The organism is Frigidibacter oleivorans (assembly GCF_003993775.1).
Lineage (GTDB): Bacteria > Pseudomonadota > Alphaproteobacteria > Rhodobacterales > Rhodobacteraceae > Frigidibacter > Frigidibacter oleivorans.
This window is the reverse complement of record NZ_RJRZ01000001.1, coordinates 570241-597227: the sequence shown is the minus strand read 5'-3', so window position 1 is coordinate 597227 and position 26987 is coordinate 570241. Positions and strand designations below refer to the sequence as shown.

General features: G+C 67.6%; 31 protein-coding genes. 30 read left to right on the top strand and 1 reads right to left on the bottom strand.

Annotated elements, in window-relative coordinates; translation table 11 throughout:
* The 30 genes from EEY80_RS03075 to EEY80_RS02930 form a co-directional block, all read left to right on the top strand.
* The coding region (locus tag EEY80_RS03075; RefSeq protein ID WP_407920707.1) for an SH3 domain-containing protein at positions 1-238 on the top strand (238 nt) is incomplete at its 5' end.
* 10 nt (positions 239-248) lie between these two features.
* On the top strand, positions 249-626 hold the full coding sequence (locus tag EEY80_RS03070; RefSeq protein ID WP_126975054.1) for a hypothetical protein: 378 nt from the start codon (positions 249-251) through the stop codon (positions 624-626).
* A complete protein-coding gene (locus EEY80_RS03065; RefSeq protein WP_126975053.1) occupies positions 626-880 on the top strand; it encodes a hypothetical protein in 255 nt (84 codons plus the stop codon). Before EEY80_RS03070 ends, EEY80_RS03065 begins: the two co-directional genes overlap by 1 nt.
* A 138-nt stretch (positions 881-1018) precedes the next feature.
* On the top strand, positions 1019-1357 hold the full coding sequence (locus EEY80_RS03055) for a DUF2730 family protein (protein WP_126975051.1): 339 nt from the start codon (positions 1019-1021) through the stop codon (positions 1355-1357).
* Between the two features lie 25 nt (positions 1358-1382).
* Positions 1383-1682, top strand: coding sequence for a VpaChn25_0724 family phage protein (locus EEY80_RS03050; protein WP_126975050.1), 300 nt, complete (start codon positions 1383-1385; stop codon positions 1680-1682).
* A 1-nt stretch (position 1683) separates the two neighbouring features.
* Positions 1684-2277, top strand: a complete 594-nt coding sequence (locus EEY80_RS03045) for a DUF3486 family protein (RefSeq protein ID WP_126975049.1) — start codon at positions 1684-1686, stop codon at positions 2275-2277.
* Positions 2278-2280: 3 nt separating this feature from the next.
* Entirely contained in the window at positions 2281-2538 is a 258-nt protein-coding gene (locus EEY80_RS03040) for a hypothetical protein (protein WP_126975048.1), read from the top strand.
* A 104-nt stretch (positions 2539-2642) separates the two neighbouring features.
* Positions 2643-3326 (top strand): hypothetical protein, encoded by a 684-nt coding sequence (locus tag EEY80_RS03035; protein ID WP_126975047.1) that lies wholly within the window; start codon positions 2643-2645, stop codon positions 3324-3326.
* A complete protein-coding gene (locus tag EEY80_RS03030; RefSeq protein ID WP_126975046.1) occupies positions 3323-4987 on the top strand; it encodes a hypothetical protein in 1665 nt (554 codons plus the stop codon). The genes EEY80_RS03035 and EEY80_RS03030 overlap by 4 nt, the downstream gene beginning before the upstream one ends.
* A gap of 1 nt (position 4988) precedes the next feature.
* Positions 4989-6611, top strand: coding sequence for a DUF935 domain-containing protein (locus EEY80_RS03025; RefSeq protein ID WP_126975045.1), 1623 nt, complete (start codon positions 4989-4991; stop codon positions 6609-6611).
* Positions 6604-7866, top strand: coding sequence for a PBECR3 domain-containing polyvalent protein (locus tag EEY80_RS03020; protein ID WP_126975044.1), 1263 nt, complete (start codon positions 6604-6606; stop codon positions 7864-7866). Before EEY80_RS03025 ends, EEY80_RS03020 begins: the two co-directional genes overlap by 8 nt.
* Positions 7867-7953: 87 nt before the next feature.
* A complete protein-coding gene (locus EEY80_RS03015) occupies positions 7954-8451 on the top strand; it encodes a phage virion morphogenesis protein (protein WP_126975043.1) in 498 nt (165 codons plus the stop codon).
* Between the two features lie 106 nt (positions 8452-8557).
* Positions 8558-9631 carry a phage protease gene (locus EEY80_RS03010; RefSeq protein ID WP_205749013.1) on the top strand — a complete coding sequence of 358 codons (1074 nt, stop codon included), beginning with the start codon at positions 8558-8560 and terminating at the stop codon, positions 9629-9631.
* Complete coding sequence (locus EEY80_RS03005; protein WP_126975042.1) at positions 9631-10062, top strand: hypothetical protein; 432 nt, start codon at positions 9631-9633, stop codon at positions 10060-10062. Before EEY80_RS03010 ends, EEY80_RS03005 begins: the two co-directional genes overlap by 1 nt.
* Before the next feature lie 10 nt (positions 10063-10072).
* Positions 10073-10966, top strand: a complete 894-nt coding sequence (locus EEY80_RS03000; RefSeq protein WP_126975041.1) for a Mu-like prophage major head subunit gpT family protein — start codon at positions 10073-10075, stop codon at positions 10964-10966.
* A 167-nt stretch (positions 10967-11133) separates the two neighbouring features.
* A complete protein-coding gene (locus EEY80_RS02995) occupies positions 11134-11505 on the top strand; it encodes a hypothetical protein (protein ID WP_126975040.1) in 372 nt (123 codons plus the stop codon).
* Positions 11506-11645: 140 nt separating this feature from the next.
* Entirely contained in the window at positions 11646-12071 is a 426-nt protein-coding gene (locus EEY80_RS02990) for a gp436 family protein (protein ID WP_126975039.1), read from the top strand.
* Positions 12071-12502: a phage tail terminator protein gene (locus EEY80_RS02985; RefSeq protein WP_126975038.1), complete on the top strand. Its 432-nt coding sequence runs from the start codon at positions 12071-12073 to the stop codon at positions 12500-12502. The genes EEY80_RS02990 and EEY80_RS02985 overlap by 1 nt, the downstream gene beginning before the upstream one ends.
* Positions 12499-12660 carry a hypothetical protein gene (locus tag EEY80_RS19975; protein WP_164738112.1) on the top strand — a complete coding sequence of 54 codons (162 nt, stop codon included), beginning with the start codon at positions 12499-12501 and terminating at the stop codon, positions 12658-12660. The genes EEY80_RS02985 and EEY80_RS19975 overlap by 4 nt, the downstream gene beginning before the upstream one ends.
* A gap of 2 nt (positions 12661-12662) precedes the next feature.
* Entirely contained in the window at positions 12663-13595 is a 933-nt protein-coding gene (locus EEY80_RS02980) for a hypothetical protein (protein WP_126975037.1), read from the top strand.
* A 19-nt stretch (positions 13596-13614) separates the two neighbouring features.
* Complete coding sequence (locus tag EEY80_RS02975) at positions 13615-13944, top strand: hypothetical protein (RefSeq protein ID WP_126975036.1); 330 nt, start codon at positions 13615-13617, stop codon at positions 13942-13944.
* 95 nt (positions 13945-14039) lie between these two features.
* On the top strand, positions 14040-14291 hold the full coding sequence (locus EEY80_RS02970) for a DUF1799 domain-containing protein (RefSeq protein ID WP_268885641.1): 252 nt from the start codon (positions 14040-14042) through the stop codon (positions 14289-14291).
* Positions 14288-16453: a phage tail length tape measure family protein gene (locus EEY80_RS02965; protein ID WP_126975034.1), complete on the top strand. Its 2166-nt coding sequence runs from the start codon at positions 14288-14290 to the stop codon at positions 16451-16453. The genes EEY80_RS02970 and EEY80_RS02965 overlap by 4 nt, the downstream gene beginning before the upstream one ends.
* Positions 16454-16523: 70 nt before the next feature.
* Positions 16524-16880, top strand: coding sequence for a hypothetical protein (locus EEY80_RS02960; RefSeq protein ID WP_235829690.1), 357 nt, complete (start codon positions 16524-16526; stop codon positions 16878-16880).
* A complete protein-coding gene (locus tag EEY80_RS02955) occupies positions 16877-17404 on the top strand; it encodes a hypothetical protein (RefSeq protein ID WP_126975032.1) in 528 nt (175 codons plus the stop codon). Before EEY80_RS02960 ends, EEY80_RS02955 begins: the two co-directional genes overlap by 4 nt.
* A complete protein-coding gene (locus tag EEY80_RS02950; RefSeq protein WP_126975031.1) occupies positions 17401-17829 on the top strand; it encodes a C40 family peptidase in 429 nt (142 codons plus the stop codon). The genes EEY80_RS02955 and EEY80_RS02950 overlap by 4 nt, the downstream gene beginning before the upstream one ends.
* Entirely contained in the window at positions 17826-21191 is a 3366-nt protein-coding gene (gene gpJ, locus EEY80_RS02945) for a TipJ family phage tail tip protein (protein WP_126975030.1), read from the top strand. Before EEY80_RS02950 ends, gpJ begins: the two co-directional genes overlap by 4 nt.
* A gap of 84 nt (positions 21192-21275) precedes the next feature.
* Positions 21276-23750: a hypothetical protein gene (locus EEY80_RS02940; protein WP_126975029.1), complete on the top strand. Its 2475-nt coding sequence runs from the start codon at positions 21276-21278 to the stop codon at positions 23748-23750.
* Entirely contained in the window at positions 23747-24103 is a 357-nt protein-coding gene (locus tag EEY80_RS02935) for a hypothetical protein (RefSeq protein ID WP_126975028.1), read from the top strand. The genes EEY80_RS02940 and EEY80_RS02935 overlap by 4 nt, the downstream gene beginning before the upstream one ends.
* Positions 24104-24491: 388 nt before the next feature.
* A complete protein-coding gene (locus tag EEY80_RS02930) occupies positions 24492-25256 on the top strand; it encodes a hypothetical protein (RefSeq protein ID WP_126975027.1) in 765 nt (254 codons plus the stop codon).
* Positions 25257-25872: 616 nt separating this feature from the next.
* Here the strand turns inward: EEY80_RS02930 and EEY80_RS02925 are convergent.
* Complete coding sequence (locus EEY80_RS02925; RefSeq protein WP_126975026.1) at positions 25873-26952, bottom strand: hypothetical protein; 1080 nt, start codon at positions 26950-26952, stop codon at positions 25873-25875.
* Between the last annotated feature and the right edge of the window lie 35 nt (positions 26953-26987).

The following is a 26987-nucleotide window of genomic DNA, read 5'->3' as shown; positions in this document are numbered from 1 at the left end:
TGCCGGCTCGATCGCGATCCGGCCCGGCCGCTTCGTGCAGACGGACACGCCGGGCGACACCTTGAACCTCCGCCGCTGGCCGAGCTTCAACCCGAACGTCATCGCCGCGATCCCCGACGGCACCATCCTGCCGCTGCTCCGCCAGGGCGTCTTCGCCGGCCGCGACTGGCTCTGCGTCGAATATGGCGGCCAGCAGGGATGGGTGCTGGCCGCCTACACCGCCGACGTCACCCGTTAAGGAAATCACTATGGCCAACGCCTCCTTGCCCGTCCTGCCTGCCTGGCACGCCCGCAGCTTCTACGCCTCGCTCCTGCTGGCGCTGACCGTCATCGGCAACGCCTTTGGTTGGGACCCCTTGCCCTGGCTCGCCCATCTGGGCCTCGGCACCACCCCCGATCAGGTGGTCGAGAAGATCATGCTGCTCGCGCCGCTGGGCTTCGGCCTCTGGGCCTGGTGGGAGCGCCGCGCGCCGCACTACCGCCTGTCGCTCTCCCTGCGTCCGCCGCTGCAGCGGGTCGTGGAGGTGCTGTCCGGAGCAATTGCCCGCCTTCGCGCTTTCCTTGTCCGCCTCTGGTCCCGGATGGTCGAGCGGTGGCGCGACCTCTGGGGCTGGGGGGTCCGCTGATGCTGGGCAGCCTGGCCGAGATGGCCGCGACCCTCCTCGGTCTCGTCATCGTCTTCTTCACCGGCCGGAAGCTGATCCGCGACGCGGCCAAGGCAGAGGTGCGCGAGGAAATCGCCGCCGATGCCGCCCAGGACACCATCGACACCCGCGAAAGGATCGACGATGCGACCCGCACTCCTCTGCCTCCTGATGCTGCTCGTGAGCGCCTGCGCCGGTTCGGCGCCGGCGAGACCGGAACTGCGCCCGAGCGGTGAGGCGCTCTGCGCCGCACTGGAACCTCTGGCCCGCGCCCATGCGCGGGCGCTGGCGACAGGCGGTGACGATGCCGCCGTGGTCTCGGGCGATCTGCTGATATCGGGGCTCGCGGCGGGCTGCACCTTCGAGGGCGGCGCATGACGGTGCTCGATATCGGCCCGCTGGTCGCTTGGGCCGCCGCGCTCTCGACGCTCCTGTCGCTCGGCACCGCGATCTGGACCGCGCTGACGGCCGGGGCGCGGAAGGCCGACAAGCGGCTCGAGGACCTGATGGTGCGGACCGACGCCCTCGAGCGGCAGGTCGAGCGACTGTCCGCACAACTCACCAACGTGCCCACCGGCGACATGATCCACCGGGTCGAACTGTCGATCGCGCGGATGGAGGGGCATATCGAAAAGTTCGACGAGCGGCTGAAGCCGGTCGCGGCCATCGCCGAACGGATGCAGGAGCTGATGCTCGACCAGGCGCGGCGCTAACAGACGAAGACGGCGGGACACTGACATGGACATGGATCAGCTCATCCGGGAACAGTCCCGGCTCATCATTCTCAAAGCGCTCTCGGCCCAGGTGGCCGAAACGCTGAACAGCGACCTGCTGCTGCATGAGCTGGCCACCTTCGGCATCCGCAAGACGCGCGAATGGGTGCATGGCGAACTGCGCTGGCTGGCCGACATGGGTGCCGTCAGCCTCGTCCAGGCCGGCAGCGTGCTTGTGGCAACCCTTGCCGATCACGGTCAGCGCCATCTCGACCGCCTGATCGCGATCGAAGGTATCCAGCGCCCCTCGCGCGTCGGGTCCTGAGATGACGCGCCTCCGCGGTCGCGGCCGCCTCTCCTCAATCGAACTGCTGCCACCCGAATGCGATGCCGTCATTGCTTGGGCGGCGCAGGAGTTGGCCGGCCGCGACAAGACCCAGACGGAGATCTACGCCGAGTTCGTGTCGAAATGCGAAGAGCTGATCCGCGAGCATCGCGGCGAGATCGATTTCGCGGTGCCGAGCTTCTCCTCCTTCAACCGCTATGCCCTGCGCCTCGCCACGATGACCCGGCGTCTCGAGGAGACGCGCGAGATCGCAGCGACCATGGCCGCGCGCTTCGACCCGCAGGGCTCCGACGACCTGACGCGGATCGCGGCCGAGGCGATCAAGACGCTGGTCTTCGAGATCGTGACCACCGCCGGGGAAGCCGGTGTCGGCACGAAGGGGGCGATGGAGCTGGCGAATGCGCTCAGGGCGGCGGCGGCGGCTCAAGGGGTTTCGACCGATCGCCGCCAGCGGCTGGAGAAGGAGTTCGCCAAGGACGTGGGCGAAGCGGTCGACAAGGTGGCGAAGGCCAAGGGCCTCACCGCGGAGACGGTGGAAGAGATCAAGGCGCAGATCCTCGGAGTGAAAGGATAGGTCATGGCGGACTATGCGGATATCGATGTGACCTCAGACACCTGGTCCGACCCGGTCGAAATCACGGAGGCGCAGGTCTGGATCTGCGTGCGGGGCGGCGTGAGCCTCACCACCAAGGCCGTTCCCGGCGACACGCGAGGCATCCCGCTCTTCGCGGGCTCGCCGCTCGAGGGCTACGAGTTCGCCGTCGGCGACCAGGTCAGGTACCGGCTGAACGCCTGCGCCCGCGCGATCGTGGTGCGGGAAGTGCTGGGCGGGTGATGATGACGATCCGCCGGCGCAGCCAACGTACGGGTCCCGGGCCGATCTGGCGGCACAGGATCGCTCCCCGGCCGGCTGTGGTCCGGCTTTGGGAGCGGGCGGCCGTGGGCATCGACTACCGCCCCGCGGACTGGTCGACGTTGCGGCTGGCCTCCGGCGCAGCAGTCTCGGCGGCGGGCCAGGCCGTGGCGGCGATGCTCGACCAGAGCGGCAAGGGCGGTCCGGCCGCGCAGACGCAGAGCGCCCGCCGGCCCGCCAGCGTCGTCGGCGGCATCGGCTTCGACGGCGTGAACGATGCCCTGGTCGGCGCGGCCGCGCTGGATTTCAGCGGCAGCGACGAGCTGGTCTTTGCCGCGGTGCTGGACCATGACGGCACGGTCACGGACAATACCGTCTTCGAGTTGGGCACCGATGTGGCGAGTGTCGCCGGGCTGCGCCTCGCCTACGGAGCCTCCGGCCTGACCCTGAGCGCCCGCGGCACGGCAACCGCTTCCGCCGTTCACGCCCCTCCGAACACATCGCGGATCCTCGTGTCGGGTCGCGCGGCCATCGGCTCCGCCCGGCTCGCCCTCCGCATCGACGGGGCCGAGATCGCCAGTTCCTCCGCGTCCCAGGGTACGGGCAACTACGGCAGCCGCACGCTGCACATCGGTGCAAGAGCGGGCACCTCCGCCTGGGCAAAGATGACCCTCGAGCGACTGATCCTCGCCGACGGCCGCGGTGTTTCGGACGCGCTGCTGGCCGCGGTCGAACTCGAAATCGCGGCCACCCACGGGGTGCCGCTATGACGGCGCCGGTGTCCGCCCAGGACTGGGCCGAGGAGCGGCGCGCGGCCGTCGACGCGATGCCGCAGATCATCTCAACCGTGGGCCTGCCGGCCGCGCTCTTGCCCTATCAGCAGCGCGTCGTCGGCCTCCTCGAGTCCACGGCTATGACGCGGGTGCTGTTCGTCGAGAAGTCCAGACGGATCGGCCTGACCTGGGGGCTGGCGGCCTATGCCGTGCTGCGCGCGGCGCGCGAGCGCGCGGCCGGCGGCATGGATGCCATGTACATCTCCTACAGCCAGGAGATGACCCGCGAGTTCATCGACGCCTGCGCGATGTGGGCGCGCGCCTTCAACATGGCCGCGGCCGAGGCCGAGGAGTTCCTCTTTCCGGATGCCGACGCCAGCGGGGACCGCTCGATCCAGGCGTTCCGCATCCGCTTCGCCTCGGGCTTCGAGGTGATCGCCCTGTCCTCCGCGCCCCGCTCGCTGCGCGGCAAGCAGGGTGTGGTGATCATCGACGAGGCAGCCTTCGTCGACAGCCTGAAGGAACTGCTCAAGTCCGCGCTCGCCTTCCTGATGTGGGGCGGTCAGGTGATCGTCTGCTCGACGCATGACGGGGCCGAGAACGAGTTCAACGTCCAGGTGCAGGACATCCTGGCCGGGCGCTCGAAGTTCGCCCATGTCCATATCGATTTCGACCAGGCGCTGCGCGAGGGCCTCTACCAGCGGATCTGTCTGCGCAACGGGACCGACTGGACGCCCGAGGGCGAGGCGGACTGGCGCCAGGAGATCATCGACTTCTACGGCGAGGGCGCCGATGAGGAGCTGTTTTGCATTCCGACCATGGGCTCCGGCGCATGGCTGCCGGCGCCGCTGATCGAGGCGCGGATGACGGCGAAGGACGTCCAGGTGCTGCGGCTCGATCTACCGGGCGACTATCTCCAGAAGAGCCCGATCGAGCAGGCGCTGCTGCTGGCGCCCTTCATGAAGGAACTCGCGGAGGCGTTGGCGCGCCTGCCGCTCGATCCGCACTATGCCTTCGGCTTCGACTTTGCCCGGGTGGCGGACCTGACCGTAGGCGTTCTTCTGTCCATTGAAGACCGCTTGAAGCGCCGTGAACGGCTGGTCTTCGAACTTCGGAACGTCCCTGGCAAGGAGCAGAAGCTGATCGTCGCGGCGGTGCTCGAGCATGTGCGCGAGCGGCTCGTCGGCGCCGCCTTCGACGCGACCGGCATGGGCTGGACCGTCGCAGAGGACATGGGCCGGAAGTTCGGCCTGCGCGAGACAGAGGACAGCGCCGGCATCGTCTGGGCGATCAAGTTCACCGAGGAATGGTATCGGCTGCACATGCCGCCGCTGAAGGCAGCCTTCGAGGACGACAAGATCGAGCTCGCGCCGGATGCCGAACATCTGTCGGACCTGCGGCTGGTCAAGCTGATCCGCGGCATCCCGCGGGTGCCGCCGACGCGCGAGGGGGAGAAGGGCAAGCGGCGGCATGGCGACTATGCCATCGCGCTGGCGCTCGCGCATTTCGCGAGCCGGATGCGATGGGTCGAATATGGCTACCGGCCGCTCGAGCGGCGCGATGCCGCACCGGGCCGGATGGCCGATGATCCGGAGGACCGTGAGGACCGCAGCTGGTGGCGCCCGCCGCTCGGAACGGGTTTGAGAGGGAGCATCTGACATGGCACGGACACCCGTCCTCCTCGATCGGTGGGGCCGGCCGATCCAGCGCGCGATCCTGACCGAGGAAATCGCGGCAGCGACGATCGGCGGTGTGCGCTCACCGATTTCGGGCTATCCGGCCGACGGGCTCGACCCCACGCGCCTCGCCACTATCCTGCGCGAAGCCGACCAGGGCGACCCGGTGCGCTATCTCGAGCTGGCCGAGACGATCGAGGAGCGCGACCCGCATTATCTCGGCGTCCTCGGCACCCGGCGGCGCAGCGTCAGCCAGATCGATGTGACCGTCGAGGCGGCGAGCGACGATGCCCGCGACGTGGCGATTGCCGACATGGTGCGCGAGTGGATCGACCGCGACGAGCTGGCGGAAGAGCTCTTCGACATCCTCGACTGCGTGGGCAAGGGCTACAGCTTCACCGAAATCCTCTGGGACACCTCGGAAGGTCAATGGCGCCCCGTCCGGCTCGAGGCGCGCGACCCGCGATGGTTCCGCTTCGATCGTCGCGACCTCTCGACCCCGGTGCAGCTCGATGAAGGTGGGCGGGAGATCCCGCTTGCGCCCTTCAAATTCATCTTCGCGACGATCAAGGCCAAGAGCGGGTTGCCACTTCGCTCGGGGCTGGCGCGGGTCGCCGCGTGGGGCTGGATGTTCAAGGCCTACACGCAGAGGGACTGGGCCATTTTCACGCAGACCTTCGGCCAGCCCTTGCGCCTCGGCAAGTATGCGCCCGGTGCATCGGAGGCGGACAAGGCGACCTTGTTCCGCGCCGTCGCCAACATCGCGGGCGACTGCGCGGCGATCGTGCCGGAGTCGATGTCCATCGACTTCGTCGAGACCGGCAATGTCGGTCAGAGCTCCGACCTCTATCTGAAGCGCGCCGACTGGCTAGACCGGCAGATCTCGAAGGCCGTGTTGGGGCAGACGGCCACCACCGATGCGATCGCGGGCGGTCATGCCGTGGGCCAGGAGCATCGCGAGGTGCAGGAGGACATCGAGCGCGCCGATTGCAAGGCGCTCTCGGCGATCCTGAACCGCGACCTGATCCGTCCCTGGGTGGATCTCGAATACGGGCCTCAGGCACGTTATCCGCGGCTGAAGATCGCCCGGCCCGAGGTGGAAGACCTGGCGCAACTGGTGAGCGGCGTCGCGGCGCTGGTGCCCCTCGGGCTGAAGGTGTCGCAGAGCGAGCTCAGGGACCGCCTGAAGCTCTCGAAACCTGCACCCGAGGACGAAATCCTGTCGCCCGCCGCGCCGGTGGTCGCCCCCTCCCCGCCGGATCGTGCCATTAAACGGGATTCCGGCGGATTTAAACGGGGTGAGGGCTCTCCCGGTCCGGTGACAGCCTTGCAGGCAGAGGGCGGCTCAGCGGGCGCGGCTGGCGAGCCGTCTCACGAGGACCTTCTCGCAGAGCGGCTGGAGGCGGAGGCGCAGCCCGAGATGGCCGCGATGCTCGGACAGATCGAGGCGATGATCTTCGCCGCCGGCTCGCTCGAGGAGCTGCGCGAGATGCTGCGGGCGGGCTTCGACGACGTCGATGCGGGCGGTCTGGCCAGCCGGCTGGCGCAGGCGCTGATCGCGGCCGATCTCGGCGGGCGGGCGGCGATCGAGGGCGAAGATGGCTGACACGGTCGCAGCCGTCTTCCGGCAGCCCTTCGCCGAGCAGGTCGCAGCCTTCCGGCTGAGGCTCGGCAACCTGGTGCCCACCGCGACCTGGCAGGATCTCTGGAAGGACGGTCATGACACCGGCTTCATGGTGGCCGGCGCCATGAAAGCCGACCTTCTCGCCGATCTCGCGGCGGCCGTCGACCGATCCATCAGCGAAGGCCAAACCCTTGAGGCCTTCCGCCGCGACTTCCGCGCCATCGTCGAGAAGCATGGCTGGCACGGCTGGACCGGCGAGGGGTCGAAGCGTGGCGAGGCGTGGCGCACGCGGGTTATCTACCGCACCAACATGTCGGTGAGCTATGCCGCCGGCCGCTGGTCGCAGCTGATGAAGGACGGGTTCGGGCTCCTGGTCTACCGTCACAGCGGCGCCGAGCATCCGCGCCTCGATCACCTCGCCTGGGACCGGCTGGTCCTGCCCGTCGATCACCCGTTCTGGGTGCAGCACTATCCGCCGAATGGCTGGGGCTGCGGCTGCAAGGTCTACGGTGCGCGGTCGGAGCGGGGCGCGGCGCGCGTCGGCGGCGACCCTTCCAAAAGGCTGCCCGATGGCTGGGATGCCGTCGATCCGAAGACCGGCGAGCAGAGGGGCGTCGGCAAGGGCTGGGGCTATGCTCCGGGCCGCAGCGTCGAGCGCACGATCCGGGCGATGACGGAGAAGGCGCTCCGCTGGGACTACAGCCTTGCCACCGCCTACATGCGCAGCCTGCCGGATGATGTGCGGGATGCCTTCTCGACGGGGTATCGGGATCTGCCCGGCCTCGCGACGGATGTGCGGCGGTGGGTCGAGCGGGTGCGAGGCGAGCGCGACGACGCCCCCATCGATCCCCGCGTCCAGGTCGAACCGCAGCGGACACTCGGACTGGCCACCCTCTCGCAGAAGCGCGCGCTCGAGGACCTCACCGGCGCCGATCTCGCCGACGACCTCTACGACTACACCATCGATCCCATGACGATCCGGCACATCTTCCGCCGTCACGCCACCGCCGAGGTCGAGACCTCGCGCGGACAGCGGCCGGTCACGGCGGAGGATGTGGGGCGGGTCGCGGCGCTCATCAACAGCCCGGACCAGGTCGCGACTGCGGGCACCTCGCCCGGGCGTGGGGCGATGATCCGCTACGAGAAGGGGTTCGCGGAGGGGCGGCTGGTCGCGATCTTCGAGCTCAGGCCCGGACGCCGCCGGCTGGCTCTGGCAACGATGTGGGTGGAGCGGTGATCGGCGCGCCCCCTACCATACGCCCTGAACGTTCCCGCATCCCGAATGCGGTGGTCACGATGCGCGCGCCGACCAGACGGATATAGCATGATCCGCATCGAGTTGAAGGAAGACGGTATCTCGGAGGGGCTCAACCGCCTCGTGCGGGCACTTTCGGACCTGTCTCAGCCGATGGCCGATATCGGAGAGGGGCTACTCCATTCCACGAACGAACGGTTCAAGACCGGTACCGCACCAGATGGAAGCCCCTGGGCGCCGAAATCGCCGGTGACGCTGGCCCGCTATGCCGACCAGGGCACGCCCGGTCTCACCAGTCCCCTGATCGGGCCGAGCAAGAGGCTCTCCACCACCATCAGTGTGGAAAGCGGTGCCGACTTCGTGACGATCGGGTCGAACGCGATCCAGTCGGCGGTGATGCAGTTCGGCGCGGCGCAGGGTGCGTTCGGCGCCACCGGGCGCGGCGGGCCGATCCCTTGGGGCGACATCCCGGCCCGGCCGTATCTCGGTCTCTCGGCCGAGGACCGCTCGATGGTCCTCGACGTGATCGCCGAGTGGCTGGAGGACGTCGCCGGCGAGACCTCTTGACCCCGGCGCGCGCCCGCCGCCAATCTGACGGGGCGGCGGTCCGATCCCGTGACCCGCAGATCCTTGCGGGCGGATCGGCAGCGCGTTGACGGCCATTGTGGCCGCCATGAAACACCCGCACCGCATCCCCTCGATCCCTCCGCTGACCGCGCTGATGGCGGTGCAGTCGCTCGACCTCGGAGAGGCAGTAGCGGCGCCCGAGTGGGTGCACCTGCTGCCGACCGCCAAAGGGCCGGTCCAGACGCAGGATGCGCGCGGCCCCTATGCGGTCGAGGATGCGGCGGCGATCGTGCAAGCGTCCTTCGCCCAGGAGGACCGCCTGCCGATCGACGAAAACCATGCCTCCGACCTCGCGGCCCCCCTTGGCCTGCCGGCGCCCGCGCGCGGCTGGATTACGGGGATGGAGGTCCGCGCGGACGGCATCTGGGGCCGGGTCGAATGGAACAGCGCCGGGGCGCGCCTGGTCCGCGACCGCGCCTATCGCGGCATTTCTCCGGTCGTCCTGCACGACCCGGACAAGCGCATCACCCGCATCCTGCGGGCAAGCCTGGTCAACCGACCGAACCTTCGCGGCCTCGCCGCGCTGCACATGGAGAGTGAGATGGACTTCATGGCGAAGCTGGCCGAGCTGCTCGGCCTGCCCGCAACCGCGACGGAGGACGACCTCGTCGCGGCGATCAAGAAGATGAAGGCGCCGGCCGACGAAGCGCCGGCCCTGCAATCCGCGATGACCGAGATCGCGACGGCCCTCGGCATGACCGAGGCGCACACCACGGCCGCGATCGTCGCCGCGGCCAAGGCTGCGCGGGGCGCCCCCGGCGAGGTCGCGGCGCTGCAGCAGGAGCTGGCCGCCGTCACGACCCGGCTGAACACGATGACTGAGGGCTCCAAGCGCGACAAGGCGACCGCCTTCGTCGATGGCGCGATCAAGGCCGGCCGCGTGGGGGTCAAGCCCTCGCGCGAGCGCTTCATCACCATGCACATGGCGGACCCGGATGGGACCGAGGCGCTGGTCAACGGCTTCCCGGCCCTGGGCGAGATGCCGCGCGGCGTGCCCCCGGTCACCGTCGACAACCTGCAGATCTCGCTCAATGCCGAGCAGGTCAGCGCTGCGCGCCTGCTGGGCATCCCGGTCGGCGACTATGCCGCCACCCTGAAGGCCGAACAGGAGGCCCGCTGATGACCGCGCTCACCCAGGACCGCAACACGCCCGCAGCCCTCGGCGTCCTTCGCCAAGGGCTCGTCGCCGCCTCGCAGCTGATCTATGCGGGCAGCCTCGTCTGCCGGAACAGCTCGGGCTATCTCGTCAAGGGGAGCACCGCCACCGGCCTGATCGGCGCGGGCCGGGCGGAGGAGCGGGTCGACAATTCCACCGGTTCGGCTGGCGATGCCAGCCTGCGCTTCATGCCGGGCATTTTCCGCTTCGCGAACTCGGCCTCCACGGACGAGATCACCGACGCCGACATCGGCGCCCTCTGCTACGTGGTCGATGACCAGACCGTGGCAAAGACGAGCGCCACCAACACCCGATCCAAAGCCGGCTTCGTCGAAATGGTCGACGACCTCGGCGTCTGGGTGCGCTTCGACGAAGCGCTGACCCGCAACACCTGAGGACACCCACATGCTCGTCAACGCCGCCAACCTCGAAGCGCTGCGCGCCGGCTTCAAGACCTCCTTCCAGAAGGGGTTCATGGGCGCGCCGTCGCAATACAAGCGGGTCGCTACCGTCGTGCCTTCCACCGCGAAGGAGCAGAAGTATGGCTGGCTCGGCAAGGTCCCCCGGGTCCGCGAATGGATCGGTCCGCGCGCCATCCAGAACCTCGAGCAGCACGACTACTCCATCAAGGAAATCCCGCTCGAGCTGACGCTCGGGGTCGACCGCGACGATATCGAGACCGACAATCTCGGCATCTACACGCCCCTCTTCGAGCACATGGGCCAGTCAACCGGGGAGGAATGGGACCTGCGGGTCTTCGCCCAGCTGAAGGCCGGCTTCGCCACGCCCTGCTATGACGGCCAGAACTTCTTCGACACCGACCACCCGGTCATTGCAGCCGACGGCTCCACCACGACGGTGGCCAACACCGACGGCGGTTCCGGCATCGGCTGGTACCTGCTCGACGTCTCGCGGCCGCTGAAGCCGATCATCCTGCAGAAGCGGAAGGATTTCGAGTTTGTGGCGAAGGACAAGGTGACCGACGACAACGTCTTCGATCGCCGCGAATTCGTCTACGGCGCCGATGCCCGAGCCAATACCGGGTTCGGGTTCTGGCAGATGGCCTGGGGATCGAAGCAGACGCTGGACGCCGATCACTACGAACTGGCGCGGGCGGCGCTGCAGGGCATGAAGGGCGATCACGGCTCGCCGCTCGGCATCACTCCGCGGTTGCTGGTCGTTCCGCCCTCGCTCGAGGGCGCCGGGCTGGAAATCCTCAATGCCGAGCGCAACGCCGCCGGCGCCACCAACGTCTGGAAGAGCACGGCCGAGCTCCTGGTCTGCCCCTGGCTGGCCTGAGGTCGGTCGGCTTCCGGAGGGGCGGGCAGGTCCCGCCCCCACGATAAGCCGACAGGAGAGACGCGATGGCACGCAAGACGATCAGGCCGCCAGCGGCCGATGCCTCCGAGGGGGAGCCTGGCGCTGCGAAAGCGGCACAGACCACCCCCGAACGCCCTGCGGAGGGGATGCCGCAGGGCACAGGCGGGGGTGGGACGGCTGCCCCCGCCGCCCATACCGAGGGGGCCGGCGACGCGGTTCAGACCGCCGAGGCCCCGATCCAGCCGCCGCCGGGCGCTTCGGAAGAAGAGCGGGCCTCGGAAGAGGCAGCGGCGGCTCCGGTCGGGGAGGCGGTGATCCTCCCCGGCACCGATGCTCCCGAGGCCGAGCCTCAGGCTGCGGTGGTGCTCGTCGTCACCGGCCCCCGCAAGGGCCGCTGGCGCGCCGGGCGCCACTTCGGGCCAGAGCCGGTGACTCTTGTCGCCGCCGACCTGACCGAGGCCGAGCGGGCGCAGCTGATGGACGACCCGGTGCTGACGGTGACGGTCGCCCTGGCCTGACGATCCCCGGCGGGAGGCCGGCGGGCAGCGGTCGGGATGGGCTCCGGCCGTGAGAGACTAAGCCCCCGCTCCGCCGTGGGCCTGCCTGGCGGCGGCTCGATCGCCGCCAGGAACACCGAGAACCAGCCACGGATCGCCTCATGTACGCCACGCTGCAGCAGCTGACCGACCGATACGGCGCCCGCATGCTCGTGGCGCTGACCGACCGCGGCGAGATGTCGACCGGCGAAATCGATGTGCCGACCGTGGATCGGGCGCTGGCCGATACCGCCGCCACGATCGACGGATACCTGATGGTCCGCTACCGGCTGCCGCTGGCCGAGGTTCCTGCCCTGGTGACCGACCTCGCTCTCGCCATCGCGATCTGGAAGCTCCACACCTCCGCCGCCGATCCGAAGATCGAAGCCGACTACAAGGAGGCGATCCGCCAGCTGCGCGACCTGTCATCCGGCGCGATGCGGCTCGACGTGGCCGGCGTGGAGCCCGAGGCCCCGGGAGGCAGCGGCGTCCGGCTGATCGACCGGGAGCGGCCCTTCACTCCCGAGAACATGAAGGGGTTCATCTGATGCTGGCGGAGGTCATCGCCCGGCTGATCGCGGAGGTGCCGGCGCTCGCCGGTCGCGTCCGGGGCGCTGCCGACTTCGCCGAACTGGTCAAGCGCAATGCGCTGCCTCAGCACACACCCGCCGCCCACGTCCTGCCGCTCGGTTGGCGGGGAGACGGCGGCGAGGCCGCGACCGGCTTCTTCACCCAGATGGTCGAAGAGACCGTGGCGGTGATCGTGACCTTCCGCACACCCGGCGGATCCGCACCCGGCGACCTGCCCGATATCGACGCGCTGCTGCGCGCGGTGATCGGCGGCATCGCCGGCTGGGGGCCGGAGGAGGCGGTCGGGGTCTTCCGCCTCCTGCGCGGCGGACTCGTGCACGCCGGGCCGGGCGTCCTCGTCTACCAGATCGACTTCGCGATCACCGACCAGTTGAGGATCTACCCGTGACCGACCTCGCCGAGAAACCGCCCGTCCCCGCCTCCGGTGGTGCCTTCATCCGCGCAGCGGACGGCAGCCTGACGCGCGAGGGGGCACAGGTACCGTCGCAACCGAAGCCGAAGGGGCGCCGCAAGGCCTCCGGCGCTGCCCCTGAAACGGAGGCTTGAACATGGCCATTAAATGGCGTTCGAAGATCCTGCTCGCCAAGCTGGAGGCGAGCTATGCCGTGGATGCCGCCCCCACGGCGGCCGACAACGCGATCCTGGCGACCCAGGTCGAGCTGCGCCCGATGGAAGGGCAGGATGTCAGCCGGGATCTGGAAACGCCCTGGCTCGGCGGCCAGCCGACGATCCCGACCGAGCTCCACATGATGCTGTCCTACCGGGTCGAGCTGGTGGGCTCCGGAACCGCCGGCACGGCGCCCGCCTGGGCGCCGTGCCTTCGCGCCTGCGGCTGCGCCCAGGTCGTCAGCGCCGGCGCGTCGGTGGCCTATAACCCCGTCTCTGACGGGCATGAATCGGTCACCCATCACCTGTGGATCGGAGGGACGCTCTATGCCCTCGTTGGCGGGCGAGGGACCTGTGTCTTCCGGGTGAATGCCCAGGGCATCGTCTACATGGAGTTCCAGTTCACCGGGCTCTTCACCAAGCCCGCAGAGGCTGCGCGGGGCACTCCGGACCTGACCGACTTCCAGAAGCCCCAGGTCGCGACGAAGGCCAACACGCCGGGCTTCACCGTCGACGGCGTTTCGCTCGTCATGCGGTCCTTCTCGCTCGACCTGCGGAACACGGTGGAGCCGATCTTCCTGATCGGTGCGGAGAGCATCGAGATCACGGATCGGCAGGAGCTGGTGGAAACGCGGGTCCATGCGGTGCCGCTGACAACGCTCGACCCGTTCCAGCTGGCGCTCGATCAGGAGGCGGTCGCGGTCGAACTCGTCCATGGCACGGCGGCCGGGCGCATCGCCACGCTGGAGGTGCCTGCCGCGCAGATGCAGCGCACCCAAGGGCTCGAGAACGCCCAGGGCATCAAGGAATGGCCGCTGCGGCTCGCGCCATTGCCCGTCGCGGGCAACGACCAGTGGACCCTCAACCTCACCTGATCCCCCGAAGGAAGACGACATGCTGAAGGTCACCCACAACCCCCGCTTCACCCATCCCGTGACCGTGCTCGCGCCCATCGACGGCGGGCACGAGGAACAGACGTTCCGCGCCCGCTTCCAGGTGCCCGGCGAGGATGCGCCCGACATCTTCCGCGCCCGCAGCTCCGAAGAGATCGCCGCGTTCTTCCGCGCGGCCTGGGTGGGCTTCGAGGACGTGGCCGATGCCAATGGCGCGCCGCTGCCCTGGTCGGACGCGGCGCGCGACGAGTTGCTCCGGCTGCCCTGGGTGCGGACGGGGCTTGTCGCGGCCTATGTCGCCGCGGTGACGAAGGTCCGCCAGGGAAACTGAGGGCGGCCGGGCGTGCCTGGGCCACCGGCACGCTCTCGGGCGGCGGCCGCGACGACGAGGCCGAAGACGACGCGCGCCGCTGGGGCCTGCGCCTGGTGGGGAGCTGGGAGGATACGGAGGACGGTCTCTGGCCTGACGCATTGCCCGCGATGCGCGCCTTCCTCGCCGTCTCCACCCAGTGGCGGGCAGTCGGCGGCATGGGGCCGACCCGCTTCATCGGCCTCGACTATGCCTCGGCCCGCGCCGGGCTCGAGGCGGAAGCGATCGAGGTCACGCCCGCCATCTGGGCCGACCTCAGGCTGATCGAAGTGGGCGCCCTCGAGGCGCTGAACGAGGACCGGACGTGACCGCGCAGTTCCGTACATCGCTGGTGATCGACGCGAACGGCAAGCCCGCCCAGGCCGAACTCGCCCGGACCGCGGCGGAGGCCGACAAGGCGAAGGCCTCGGTCGCTGGCCTCGGCACCGCCGGGCAGAAGGCGGATGCCGATCTGACCGCGCTGCAGCAGCAGGTCGCGGCGCTCAACGGCCAGCTTGCCGCGATGACGCAGGCCGAAGCCCGAGCCGTTCAGCAAATGACCGCACTCAGCGCCAAGGTGCAGGAGCTGGAGACGCGGCTCGGGCGCGGCGGCGGGGGACGCGGCGGCGGCGGCGCCGCCGGTTCCATGGGCAACCTCGTCGCCAACTTCAACGACCTCGGCGTGATGATGGCCGCGGGGCAGAACCCGCTGCAGCTGGCGATCCAGCAGGGCACACAGATCACCCAGGTGATCGGGCCGATGGGTGCCGCAGGCGCCGCGACGGCGCTTCGCACTGCCTTCGTCTCCATGCTCTCGCCGATCAACCTGGTGACGATCGGCGGCATCGCCGCCGGCGCCGCGATGATCCAGTGGCTCACCTCGGCAGGAGAGGAGGCGCGGACGCTCGAAGACTTGGTCTCGGGCTTGGAAAACGCGGTCGGCGAGTACCGCCAGGGGCTGACGGCCGGCATGTCCGATCTGCGACAGCAGTTCGGATCGGTTGCGCCGGAGATCATCGACGTGGAACGCGCCCTTCAGGAGGTGCGGCTTCGCGACATCCTCCTCGACGCGGCCGAGGCCGCCAACATGCTCTCCGAACGTTTCGACGGGTTCGGCCGGACGGCGAGCGCCCGTCTTGCCGACCTGTGGGATTGGCAGTTGGGAGGGCAGGACGGCGGACGGCAGATGGCAGCCGGTTTCGACGAGGCGCTCGGCTTGCTGCAGGCCATCGGTGAAGCGGAAGGCCCTCGCGCTCAGGCAGAGGCCGCCCGGGCTTTCCGAGTAGCCCTTGAGGAGGCGGGGTTCGCTGCGGGAGACGCCACCGAAGAGCAACGTGAACTCTATGACGAGGTTCTCGCCACCGAACGCGCGCTCTGGCGAGCGGCCGGTGCCGCGGGCGAAATGGCCGGCCCGATCGCGGTGGCGGCCGACGAAGCGGCAAGGCTGGCCGACGAAGTCCTTCGGGCGATGTCGATCCAGAACCGCGAAGCCGCACGGGTGCAGGGCGGCCGAGGCACGATCAACCAGTGGAACTATCAGGAACCCGGTCCGGGCGCCGCATGGACCATGGAGGATGTCACCCGCCTTGAGCGGGAGCAGGAGGCTGCAGCACGGCGATCCGCCCGCGGTTCCGGCGGCGGTCGCCGTTCGGAGGCCGACGCGCTCGAGCGGCTGATCGAGCGCCAGCAGACCGAGCTCGATCTTCTGCGCGAGCTCGATCCGGTGCAGCAGGAGCTGATCCGCAACCGGCGGGCGCTCGAAGGCGCGACCGAGGCGGAGCGCACCGCGGTGGAGAAGCTGATCGCGCAGCGGATCGAGGAGGAGGACCGGCTCGAACAGGTGGAGGCACGCTGGGACTTCTTCGGCAGCTCCGCCGTCGACTCGCTCGATGCGCTGATTTTCGGGGGCGCGGAACTGGCCGACGTGATGGAGGACGTTGCGCGAGCGATCGCGCAGGCGGGGCTGCAGGCGCTCCTTCTGGGCGAAGGGCCCCTCGCCGGCCTCTTCGGCGTGGGCGGTGATGGCGGGCTGATCGGGATGATCGGCACGTCGCTCGGGATCCCGGCCAAGGCGGAGGGCGGCATGATCCGCGGCCCCGGCAGCGGCACCTCTGACGACGTGCTGATGTGGGGATCGAACGGCGAGTTCGTCGTCAATGCCAAGGCGACCGCCCAGCACCGGTCCCTGCTCGAGGCGATCAATGGCGGCGCCAATCTCGTCCCGGGTTTCGCCGCGGGCGGCATCATCGGCGGCTGGTCCCGCCAGCAGCCGTCCGGCGGTTCCGGTGCGAGCCCGACCCAGATCGCCTTCTACGACCAGACAGGGCGGGGCGTGGCCGTGAGCTCCGAGGAGACGATCGCTCCGGGCGGCGGCCGCTCCATCGCCTTCACCCTGTCGGATGCCGTGGCGGGCGGCATGACCAAGAAGGGCGGTGGCGCACGCCGGGCGCTGAAGGCCATGGGCGTGCAGCCACCCAAAGCGCGGCGGTGAGGGCAAGATGACCGTACCCACATGGCCCGCAGATCTGCCGCGACCCAACCGTCAGGGATGGCAGGCGCAGATGCAGGATCCGCGCCTCGCGCGGCAGACCGAGGCCGGACCCCCCGGCTATCGCCGCCGCTGGTCCAGCACCGCCCGCGAGGTGTCGCTGGTGGTCGACCTCACGCGGAGCCAGAAGGCCTCCTTCGAGGCGTTCTTCGACAGCGTTCAGCAGGGGGCGGGTACGTTCTGGATGCCGGATCCGACCACCGACGGCTGGCCGATGCTGACCGCCGACGGCACCCCGCTGCTGACCGCCGAGGGCGCGCCGATGCTGCTGTCCGCGCAATGGCTTTGCCTGTTCGGCGCCAGCATGCCGGTCGAGACGATCCTCGGCAGCCGGGCACGCATCAGCTTTTCCGTGTCGGTGCTGCCATGAGACGGCTCAGCCTGAATGCCCGCCGCGCCCATGACGAGCCGGTCTCGCCCGACGTCGAGATCGCGCTGATCCACATCACGCATCCTGCGCTGACGCATCCGATCCGGCTCTCGACCGATCCGACCGTGCGGCTGTCGGTCGACCCGCTGGCCTATGGCACCCGTTCTACCTGGATGGGCGCCGACCCGCTGACCGAGCCCTATCTCTTCGTGCTGGTTTCGGCAGAGCTGCCCTCCGACCTGGAGGATGCGCCGTCGGAGGCGACGCTGGTGCTGGAGGCCGTCACCAATGACATCGCGCGGCTTTTGCGCAGCTTCACCTCGCGCCCCCTCGTCTCGATGGCGGTCGTGCTCGCATCGAGCCCCGACCTGATCGAGACGCAGTACCGCGACCTGCGGCTGGTCTCGTCGGACGGGACCGCAAGCGAGGTCGAGATCGGCCTGAGCCGCCAACCGATAGAGGAGGAGCCGTTTCCCTCGATACGCTTCACCAAGGACCGCTTTCCGGGGCTGCATCGCACATGAGCTGGTCGAACCGCTATCTCGCCATCCCCCGCCTGGATCTCGGCCGCAGCGCCGACGGCGCCGACTGTTGGGGCCTGCTGCGGCTGGTCTATGCCGCCGAGCTCGGGATCGAACTGCCCTCCTATGTGGGCGCCTATGAGAGTGCGGCCGAGGCGGCGGAGATCGCGGCGCTGATCGACGGGGCGCCGGACTGGTCCGACTGGCAGGCGGTGCTTGAAACAGCCGTGAAGCCGTTCGACGTGGCGCTGTTCCGGCGCGGCCCATGGCGGTCGCATGTCGGGATCATGATCGACGCCGCACGCCTTCTCCACATGGGAGAGGATGGGGCGCGCGTCGAAAGCCTCACCCGCCCCCGCTGGGCGGCCCGGCTGACCGGCATCTGGCGGCATCGCCTTATGATCGACCGGATGGAGATTGCACCATGACCGTGCCTGTCCTCGCCGCGCCGCTCCTGTCCCCCGATGCAGGCCGGATCGACCTCGAGCTCCCTGACGGGCTGACGCTGGCCGAGATCGTCGCCCGGGCACTACCGGGCCTGCCGGAGAGCGCCTGGTCCAGCCTGCGACTGACGCTCGTCGGCGCCGGCGGCGCAATGCCCATCGCACCGGCGCTGTGGCATCGCATCCGTCCGCGCGCGGGCATCCGGGTGGTGATCCGCGCGCTACCGGGCGACGACGCTCTTGGCTCGCTCCTGATGGTCGTCGTGTCGGTGGCGGCGCTCGCGCTCGGCCAGTACTGGGCCGGCCTGATCATCCCGCAGGCGGGGTTCGGTCAGCAGATCCTCGGCGGCGTCATCGCGGGCGGGCTGACGATCGTCGGCTCGATGCTCGTCTCGGCGCTGGTCCCCGTGCCGAAAGTCAGCGAGGAGACGCGCCGCAATCGCTACACGATCGGCGGCTGGCGCAACGACGAGCGCCCGGACCAGCCCCTGCCCGAGGTCATGGGCCGCATCCGCTACGCACCGCCCTATGCCGCGGCGAGCTACACCGAAATCGTCGGCAACGACCAGTACGTGCGCGCGATGTTTTGTTTCGGCGCGGGTCCGGTCGACCTGAGCGAGCTGAAGATCGGCGAGACCGCGATCGACAATTACGACGATGTCGAGATCGAGATCCGCGAGGGTCGGCCGGGTGACCCGCCTTGCCTGCTCTACCCGCGGCAGGTGCTCGAGGAAGCGGCGTCGGTCGAGCTGACCCGCCCGCGCCCCCGGGATGCCTATGGCGAGGTGATCTCGGGTCCGGCGATCGAGACGCCGGTGCTGCGCTGGTCGGCGCATGACAGCTGGGGCTGCACGGTCATCATCGGCTTCCCTTCCGGTCTCTTCGAACTCGATGACGACGGCGATGTCGAGTCGCTGTCGGTCGCGATCCGCATCCGCCAGCGCCTGCCAGGGGACACCGACTGGTCGGATGTCGTGGAGCTCAATATCTCGGCCGACGAGCGCGACATGTTCTTCCGCGCCCATACCTGGCTCTTCCCGTCGCGCGGGCGATGGGAGATCGAGGTGACGCGGATGACCGACGAGCGTACCTCGACCCGGGTCGCGGACCGGACCATGCTGTCCGCGCTCCAGTCGATCCGGCCGGAATACCCGATCGCCAGCGCGACGCCTCTGGCGCTGGTGGCCATGCGGGTCAGGGCCACCCATCAGCTTTCCGGGCCGCTCGACACCTTCTCGGCCGTCGTGCAGCGCTACGGCCGCGTCTGGAACGGCGCCGCCTGGGTGGAGGGGCTCTCGCGCAACCCGGCGACCGCCATGTTGCGCGCGCTGCAGGGACCGCAGAACCCCTTTCCGGCGACGGATGAGGAGATCTACCTCGACCAGATCGCGGACTGGTACGAGTGGTGCGAGCTCCATCGCCTGAAATACGACCGCGTCCACGACCAGGACGAGGATCTGCAGACGGCGCTGGCGGCGATCTGCGCGGCGGGCCGCGCCACGCCGCGTCACGACGGGCTTAAATGGGGCGTTGTCATCGACCGGCCGGAGACGTTGGTGGTCGATCACATCAACCCGCGCAACGCGGGCGGCTTCAGCTGGTCGCGGCAGTATTTCGATCCGCCGCATGCCTTCAGGGTGGCCTTCCAGGACGAGACCTCCGACTGGCAGAGCGCGGAACGCATCGTGCCCTGGCCGGGACATGTGGGGGAGATCAGCCTCACCGAGACCCTCGCCCTCCCGGGCAAGACCGACCCCGACGAGATCTGGCGCGAGACGCGGCGGCGGATGTACGAGCTGATCCACCGGCCCGATACCTTCGCAGCCACCCAATCCGGCCTCGCCCGCGTCGCCACACGCGGCGATCTGGTGATCGGCTCCTGGGACGTGCTCGACCGGATGCAGCGCGCGGCGCGGGTGACACGGGTCCTGGGCGCCCTGGTCGAGCTCGACGAGGCGGTCGAGATGGCCGAGGGCGAGAGCTATGGCTTGCGCTGGCGGGTCTATGACGAGGAGGACACCGTGGGGGTGTCGGTTCTGCGCCCGGTGGTGACCGAGGCGGGGCAGTCCCGGCTGGTACGACTCGCCGAAGCCGAGCCGGCGCCGGCCGTCGGCGATCTCGTGCATTTCGGGCCGATGTCGACGCAGAGCGCGGCCTTCCGCGTCAAGGGCGTCGAGGCGGGGGAGGAGATGACCTCGATCCTGCGCCTGGTGGCAGCAGCGCCCGAGATCGACGACCTGATCGACGCCGAGGAAATCCCCGACTGGTCTGGCCGGGTCGGCAGCATCCTCGACGATACCATGACCCCGGTCGCTCCGCGGATCGTCCGCGCGCGCTCGAGCTGGGAGACGGTGCTGATCCCCTGGGAGGACGATCCGGATGGGGGTGGACGGCGCACCGACTATTATCTGGACGTGACGATGGTTCCGGGCGAGGGCGAGACCGCCTATCTGCAGTCCTTCCGCTTCGAATGGCGGGAAACCAGCGCGTCGGGCTGGGTCTGGCGGCTGGTGCCGACGGCCGACGGCACGACGCGGATCGGGCCCTTCGCGGCCGGTACCACGGTGCAGATGCGTGCGGCGGCGATCAGCATCGACGGAACGGTGGGGCCGCCGTGCCCGACGCTGGCGGTGCCGGTGGAGCTGGGCGCCACCTTCCCGGAAGCCATTCCGCTGACCGGAATCGAGATCGAGGGCGGCTACGGTGCGGCGCGCATCGCCATTGCGGTGCCGGGCGACCCCACCATCGTCGCGGTCCAGGCGTATCGGGTGCCCTCGGGCGAGCCGCCCGCCTTCTGGGATGTCGCCGGCCGCTATGACGTGAGCCCCGGCGATACCGTTTCCGCGATCGCCGGCGACGGCACTCGCCGCAACCTGCTGACCAACGGCGGGTTCGAGGCGGCCGACGACTGGACCGCCGCCGGCGGCTGGACCATTGCGAGCATGCCTGGCATCGGGGGGGCGGCCGTCCATACACCCGGCGCCGAGAGCATCCTGTCGCAAGCCCGCGCGCCTGTCGCCGGCGCGACCTACCACCTCTCCTTCACCGTCAGCGGCCGCACCGCCGGCAGCGTCACCCCGCAGTTCATCGGGGGCAGCACCACGGTCGCGGGATCGGCCGTGACAGCAGACGGGCTGCAGCGTCAGCCCTTGGTCGCCGCCGCCGGGAACACGGCCCTTGCTTTCTTCGCGAGCGCGGATTTCGATGGCACGATCGACGACGTCGCCATCTGGCAGGACAGCGCGACCGCCATCGATCCCGGCGACTACGATTATTGGTTCGAGACCATCAACGCCGCGGGCGGCAGCAGTTCCGTCACCGGCCCGGTCCCCGTCACCATCCTCTGAAGCCCGGCCCCGCAGGTGCTTGCGGGCGGATCGCGCGCCCGTCTCGCCGCATCCTGCGGCGAAACTTCGGGCCGAGGGTGAGACATGGCAACTGCAGGTGTGCCGACCGGGCGGCTGACCCCGGCGTCGCTGATCGACGAGCTCGTCGGCAACCGCGAGGGCTCGTCCCGCCGCATCACCGTCCTCGATCTTGCCCGCCAGCTGATGTCGACACCGGCTTTCGCCGAGATGGTCGATGCCGGCATGGCGTCGATGACGGCCTTCCGCTCCACCCTGGAGGAGCTGGAGGCGGTCGACGCCGAGGACGGAGCCTACGGCGCGGTCATCTCCAACGAGCCCGAGGGCGGCGTCTATGAGCGGGTGGCCGGGGAGTGGGTCCAGCGCGCGCCCATCCCGGCGATCCTGACCTACGATCTGAGCGCCGAGGAGGCGCGCCAGGCCCGCGAGGAGTCAAAGGCCTGGGCCGCGACCCCCGAGGATCAGGCTGTCGCGGACGGACTCTACTCGGCGCGCCACTATCAGGCCAAGGTCGAGGCGCGGCTCGACCAGATCGGGGATTTCGACGGGGGCGTACAGGCAGCGCAGCAGGCGGCCAATCTGGCCCTTGCGGGATCGCCTTATCGGCTGCGCACCTTCGGCGACCTGGCCGCGCGGCTGCGCTATTCCGGCGCGACGGGCGATCAGATTGCGGTTGCGGGGGGCGATACCGTCGACCTTCCAGGTGGTGGGGCCTATGAAGTCTTGGCGGCCGACGCGGGTCAGCCCGACCTGGACTACACCGGGACGAGCGGTCCCAAGCTCAAGGTGCTGTCCGGTCCTGCCGGGCGGAGCGCGCGCGCCTATGGGCTGATCGGTGGCCGTTCGCCGCTGGATACCACCGGTCTTGCAAAGGCGGTCGCGGCCGAAGGCAAGGTGCATTTCGACACCGGCGAGTACGGCTTTGACACGCAGCTGCTGATCCGACGGTCGGATGTTCACCTGTCCTTCGCCAAAGACGCGCGGCTGATGCCGACGCAGAAGTCGAGCTGCCTGAACATCGCCGGTTCGGAACCTACGGTCTGGTTTGATCTGGCTGCCGACGCCCCCGAGGGAAGTTCGCAGATGACCCTCCTGACCGACCCGGGCGCTTCCTGGGACGTGGGCAAATGGGTAGAGCTGCGATCCAACAAACCGATCCGTGGCACGAATACCGAAGGCGGTAAGGTGGCGTGGATCGGTCGGATTGTGGCCCGCGTCGGCTTGACCTTCTATTTCGACAAGCCGCTCTACGATGATTTCCTCGTGGCGGACGCGGCGGTGGCCGGCCAGCCGACCATGCTCGAGAACATCTACATCGAGTGTCCGAACATCAACCGGGAGGACTTCGATACCGAGATCGCCTTCGGCCTCTACTTTGGTTATTGCGCCCGCGTCACCATCGTGGCGCCCTCGATATACGGCAGCAAGCCCAGGAACGGTCCGGACACCAACTCCGGCGTGAACGCGATCCGCATCGGGCACGGCTGCATCGACGTGACCATCCTCGATGCGAGCATCGGCCATATCGCCTGGTACGGGATCGGCGTCGGCGGGTTCGTCGACGGGCTGGAGGTGATCGGCGGCGATTTTTGGGACTGCCGGCATGCGATTTCGGTAGTCTGGTCGGCCAGCTATGGCGAGCCCCACAACCTCACCTTCACCGATGTGACAGGCCGCAACTGCAACCTGGCGATCTACGACACGCACGACACCGGCCGAAACATCGTCTTCAACGCCCCGCGCGCCTTCGGCAGCAGGGGCGATGCCGGGTTTCAGCTCCGCTCGGCCGACGTGCGCCTGAACGCCCCCACCGCCGCCTACAACGCCTTCGATGGCATCGTGTGCCGCACGGATGGTCGACGGCCAGAGATCTACAACCCGCATGTGTACATGAACGGGCGCAGCGGCCTCTCGTTGAACTACGGGCATGTCGTCAAGGGCGGCAAGGTCGAGCGCAACTCGCGCGCGGGCGCCGGGGGCTACGCACTCGCGACGCGCGGCGGCGAGATCGACGGGACTTTGCTGCGCGGCCGGGACGGACTCGTTCTGGATCAGATCGTCTATCTCAACGAGATCGGCGAAGGGATCGACGAACCGCTGGCGATGCAGGGGGTGCAGATCCCGCTTGAGGCGGCCGGCCAATGGGCGGTCCACGTCGCTGCAACGCGCAGCGCGTCCGACGTGATCCTCAATGGCTGTCGGGTGCCTGGTTACGGCTCGAACCTGGTGCGGGGCGGCGCTGCAGGTGGGGCCGGACCCGTCCGTCGCGGCAATGTCATGAGCGCGGTGGCGAGCGAGCGACGGGGCCGGGCTCAGCTTTCTGGCGGATATGCGCGCATCCCCATCCCCGGCATGTACCGGCGGACCGGCGATCCGATCTACCAGACCCAGCTGACGGTTCGGCACAGCCAGACAACCGCGATCGACAACAAGGGGAACCTGACGGTCGAACTGATGACGACGGGTGCAGGCGGCTATGTCGACGTGCGCTCGAGCAACGCTTCCGATGCCAACTGGGTGGAGTGGGAGATCGACGGATGACCGAGATGACCGACGCGCAGATCGAGGCCGCTGCGCGCTATTGCCTCGCCGCGGATCCCGCGTCAGAGGGTTGGGACGAGGCTGAGACTTGGGTGAGGGAGTTCGCCTCCGCGGTGGTCGGCTTCGTCGCCTGCGGCGTGGAGGTCGAGTCGGTCTCGCCGTCCGCGGTACATCAGGTGTTCATCACCACTCTGCGCAAGGGGGGCTGGACGTGGGGTGAGGTCTACGACGCCGTCGCTAAAACCCACCCCAGTATCGTGCCATGGCCGGAACTGACTCCGGAACTGCAGGAGCGCAACGCTCTGTTTATCGAGGCCGCAGCGAGTTGGATCGGTGAGAACGTGCCGATCTAGATAAGGCCCACGAGGGGCCGGGAGGCGCGCCAACGCCTCCCGCCACGGGGACCGATTTCGGAGGTTCAGGTGGTGGCCAGCATCGACGAAAAAAGTCGAAGATCGACGCATTTCTACCTCTGCCCTCGGAAATAGCGACTAAGCTTTCGAAGCACTATAATCCGTCCAACGGATAGTACAGAAGACGCCGAGCGCCGTGAATGCCAACAAATATAAAGCATCCCTCCAACTTGGAGAAATTCCGTTGGCGCCCGCAGGCCAAGTCTTCCAGATTGCCAAAAAGGTTATCCCTCCCATTAAGAATGGAGTAACCACTCCGAATACCAGTCGATCCACCCTCCCTGACAATCTTGTATCGCGTGCCGCCTTCTCATACTGCAGAATAATCTTGGAGTTTTCGTCTCTGGAATTCTCCAGGAGGCGGTTCAATTCTCTCGAGCTTTCCACTATTTCGCTCTGGATCTCGCCAAATCGAGCGAAGGCCATTTCTGTCTTGTCGATTGTTTTGTGGGCAGATCTCAGTTTTTTCGTCACAAAGGCGGGAAGCCAGTGTTCGTGGACGTTGATGAAATATCTAGCTTCATCCAACACGTTCCAGTTCGAGGAATGGGCTGTCCTTCGTGTTGGGGGGATGCATTCGGGCAAGTATCGAGGCGACGGTGGGGTCGATGGGACCTTCTTCTTCCTGACTGGCAAGGACGAACAAAGGGACGCCAGCCGCGGGATCATTTCGGTGAAGGGCGGGCAGAACGTTAATCCGAGTATGATTCGGGATCTCGCGGGCACTCTTCGGCGCGAACGGGATTTCAACCGAGATCCCAACGCAATTGCGGTCTTTATCTGCGCGCGGGAGCCGACCAAAGGAATGCTTGAGGAAGCCCGAGCAGCAGGCTCGGTTGAAACGGATTTTGGTTCCTATCCGGCCATTCAGATTTTGAGCCTTGAGGAGATCTTTGCCGGAGCGTCGATTCGGGTGCCCTTCATGTTCGATAGCGTGTCTGCTGCGGAGGCCGGTCGGAAGAAGGCGAGGACGCCGAAATACATCGATCCGCGCGAACTGGCCCTGCAGCGTCAGATCTTCTTCTCGATGTCTGGTGGCATGAGGCCGCAGCGCACCGACGTCATGCCCACATCGATCAGGAAGACCGCGTGATCTGCTGGCCAGCGACGGGGCTTCGGAAATAACTCCGCTGCAAGTTCTGCTGTCACACACTGCAAATTTTGCTGTCACGCTACAGCGGCTGTGCGGGGCGTCGGCTGACACCTATTCCTGCAGTGATCCGGGATCAGGTGGGGTCATCCGGAAAAGCGAAAAATATCCTCTATACAGCGACTTATCCGAGGGAACGCAAGGCGTATGGGCTTGCGAGCGTTCTTGAAGCGTCACCCGCCCGGAAGCGCGGCGGCGGCGACCGGGGGGCGATCTGTCGCAGGGCCTTGAAGCGGTCTTTAACGCCTGTGAAACGGAGTTATCCGTGGCGTTGCCCGGCACCTGTTCTACCTTGATCCGCTCTGCCGCAATGTTGTCACGCGAGTACCTCCGGCGCCTAGAGGACCAACTGAGTGCAGATCGCGGGGAAGGGAGCGGGGGCGGCAGGGCGCCTCGTCCGACAACACTGGATCTACGGTGACACCTATATACATGCCTTCAGTTTCGACTGCCGCCCCTCTATCGTTCACACCAGAGCCACCACAGCGATGCTGACAGCCGACGGCTCCGTAAGATCGGACCCTTGCTGAGGTCGCGCAAGTGTAGGTCCTGAGCGTGATTACCGCTCGTATTGCCGCGATTTGCGAAGGCTTGCTCTTGCATGCTTCCTCGACCTCTGATTGGCTTGGCTCAGTTGCCGGTCAATGCGATCAAGAACCGTTCTTAGGCCAGATCGGGTAGCGGCAGATACGCCAAGCAGCGAAAACACTACAACGGCGAGAAGTTCCCAAAAGTCAAAAGATAATCCTTCTGTCGTGGCAGGCCAAGTTTTGAGGATGGAAAGGAGCGTCAGCCCCCCGATAGCGAATGGAGTTGCAATTCCGAATAGTAATCTTTCAGCTCCTACCCACCTTCTCGAATCGGCAATCGCCCGTTCAAACTGGCGAATTATTTCTTGCACGTCATTGCTGTACTCCTGTGAGAGGCAGCTCAGGTTTGAAGTTTTCTCAATTAGGCCGCTGAGCTCCTGCTGAACTGACTCGTCAAGTTTGGCAAGGTCTTCCACGCTGTGGTTCAGGGATAAAAACGTCTGTTGGAGGCGAGCGGGCAAAGTGTAATTGTATTCCCGAAGGCAAGCGAGCGCGCGCTCTCGATCTCGTAGAAACATCTTCTTTCCGTCTTCGTCTGCATCAGGTGCGTCTGTGGTGAGTGCCTCTACTATGAGGGTCTCGAAATCCGGCTGGCGCAATAACTCGAGTGTTTCGCAGGACAAGCCGGCCAAAGCTTGCTTGCATAATTGAGTTAGCGCTTTGTGTTCGTCGTCGAGTCGAAATTCTTCGAGGCGTTTAGAAATGTTTACGGACGATTGTGCTGCCTGCGCTAGGGCTTCCTCTGTTCCGGCGGCAATCGATCGGGCGCCAGCCAATACATCTTGATGTTCCTTGTTCTGTTTGAAAACTTCTGAAGGAACTAGGAAAATAATGCGGCCCAAGAGGTAAACCGTAAGCAAGGCGAGTAAAGTTTTTATGGAATCGATCTCGATTGGTCTCGGAGACGTATTTGCTCCCAGCGATAGTGTGTGAAAGACATCAACCTCCGTGACCCCGCTCTCGCAGATCGCAAGCGTTAATAGCGCTATAAGCATTATGCCGCGTCGGACGTTGGACAACGTATCCTCTTGCAAGGTGTGTGGAAGCATATCGGTGCGGTTCCTTGTTGAGCAAAGTTCATCAT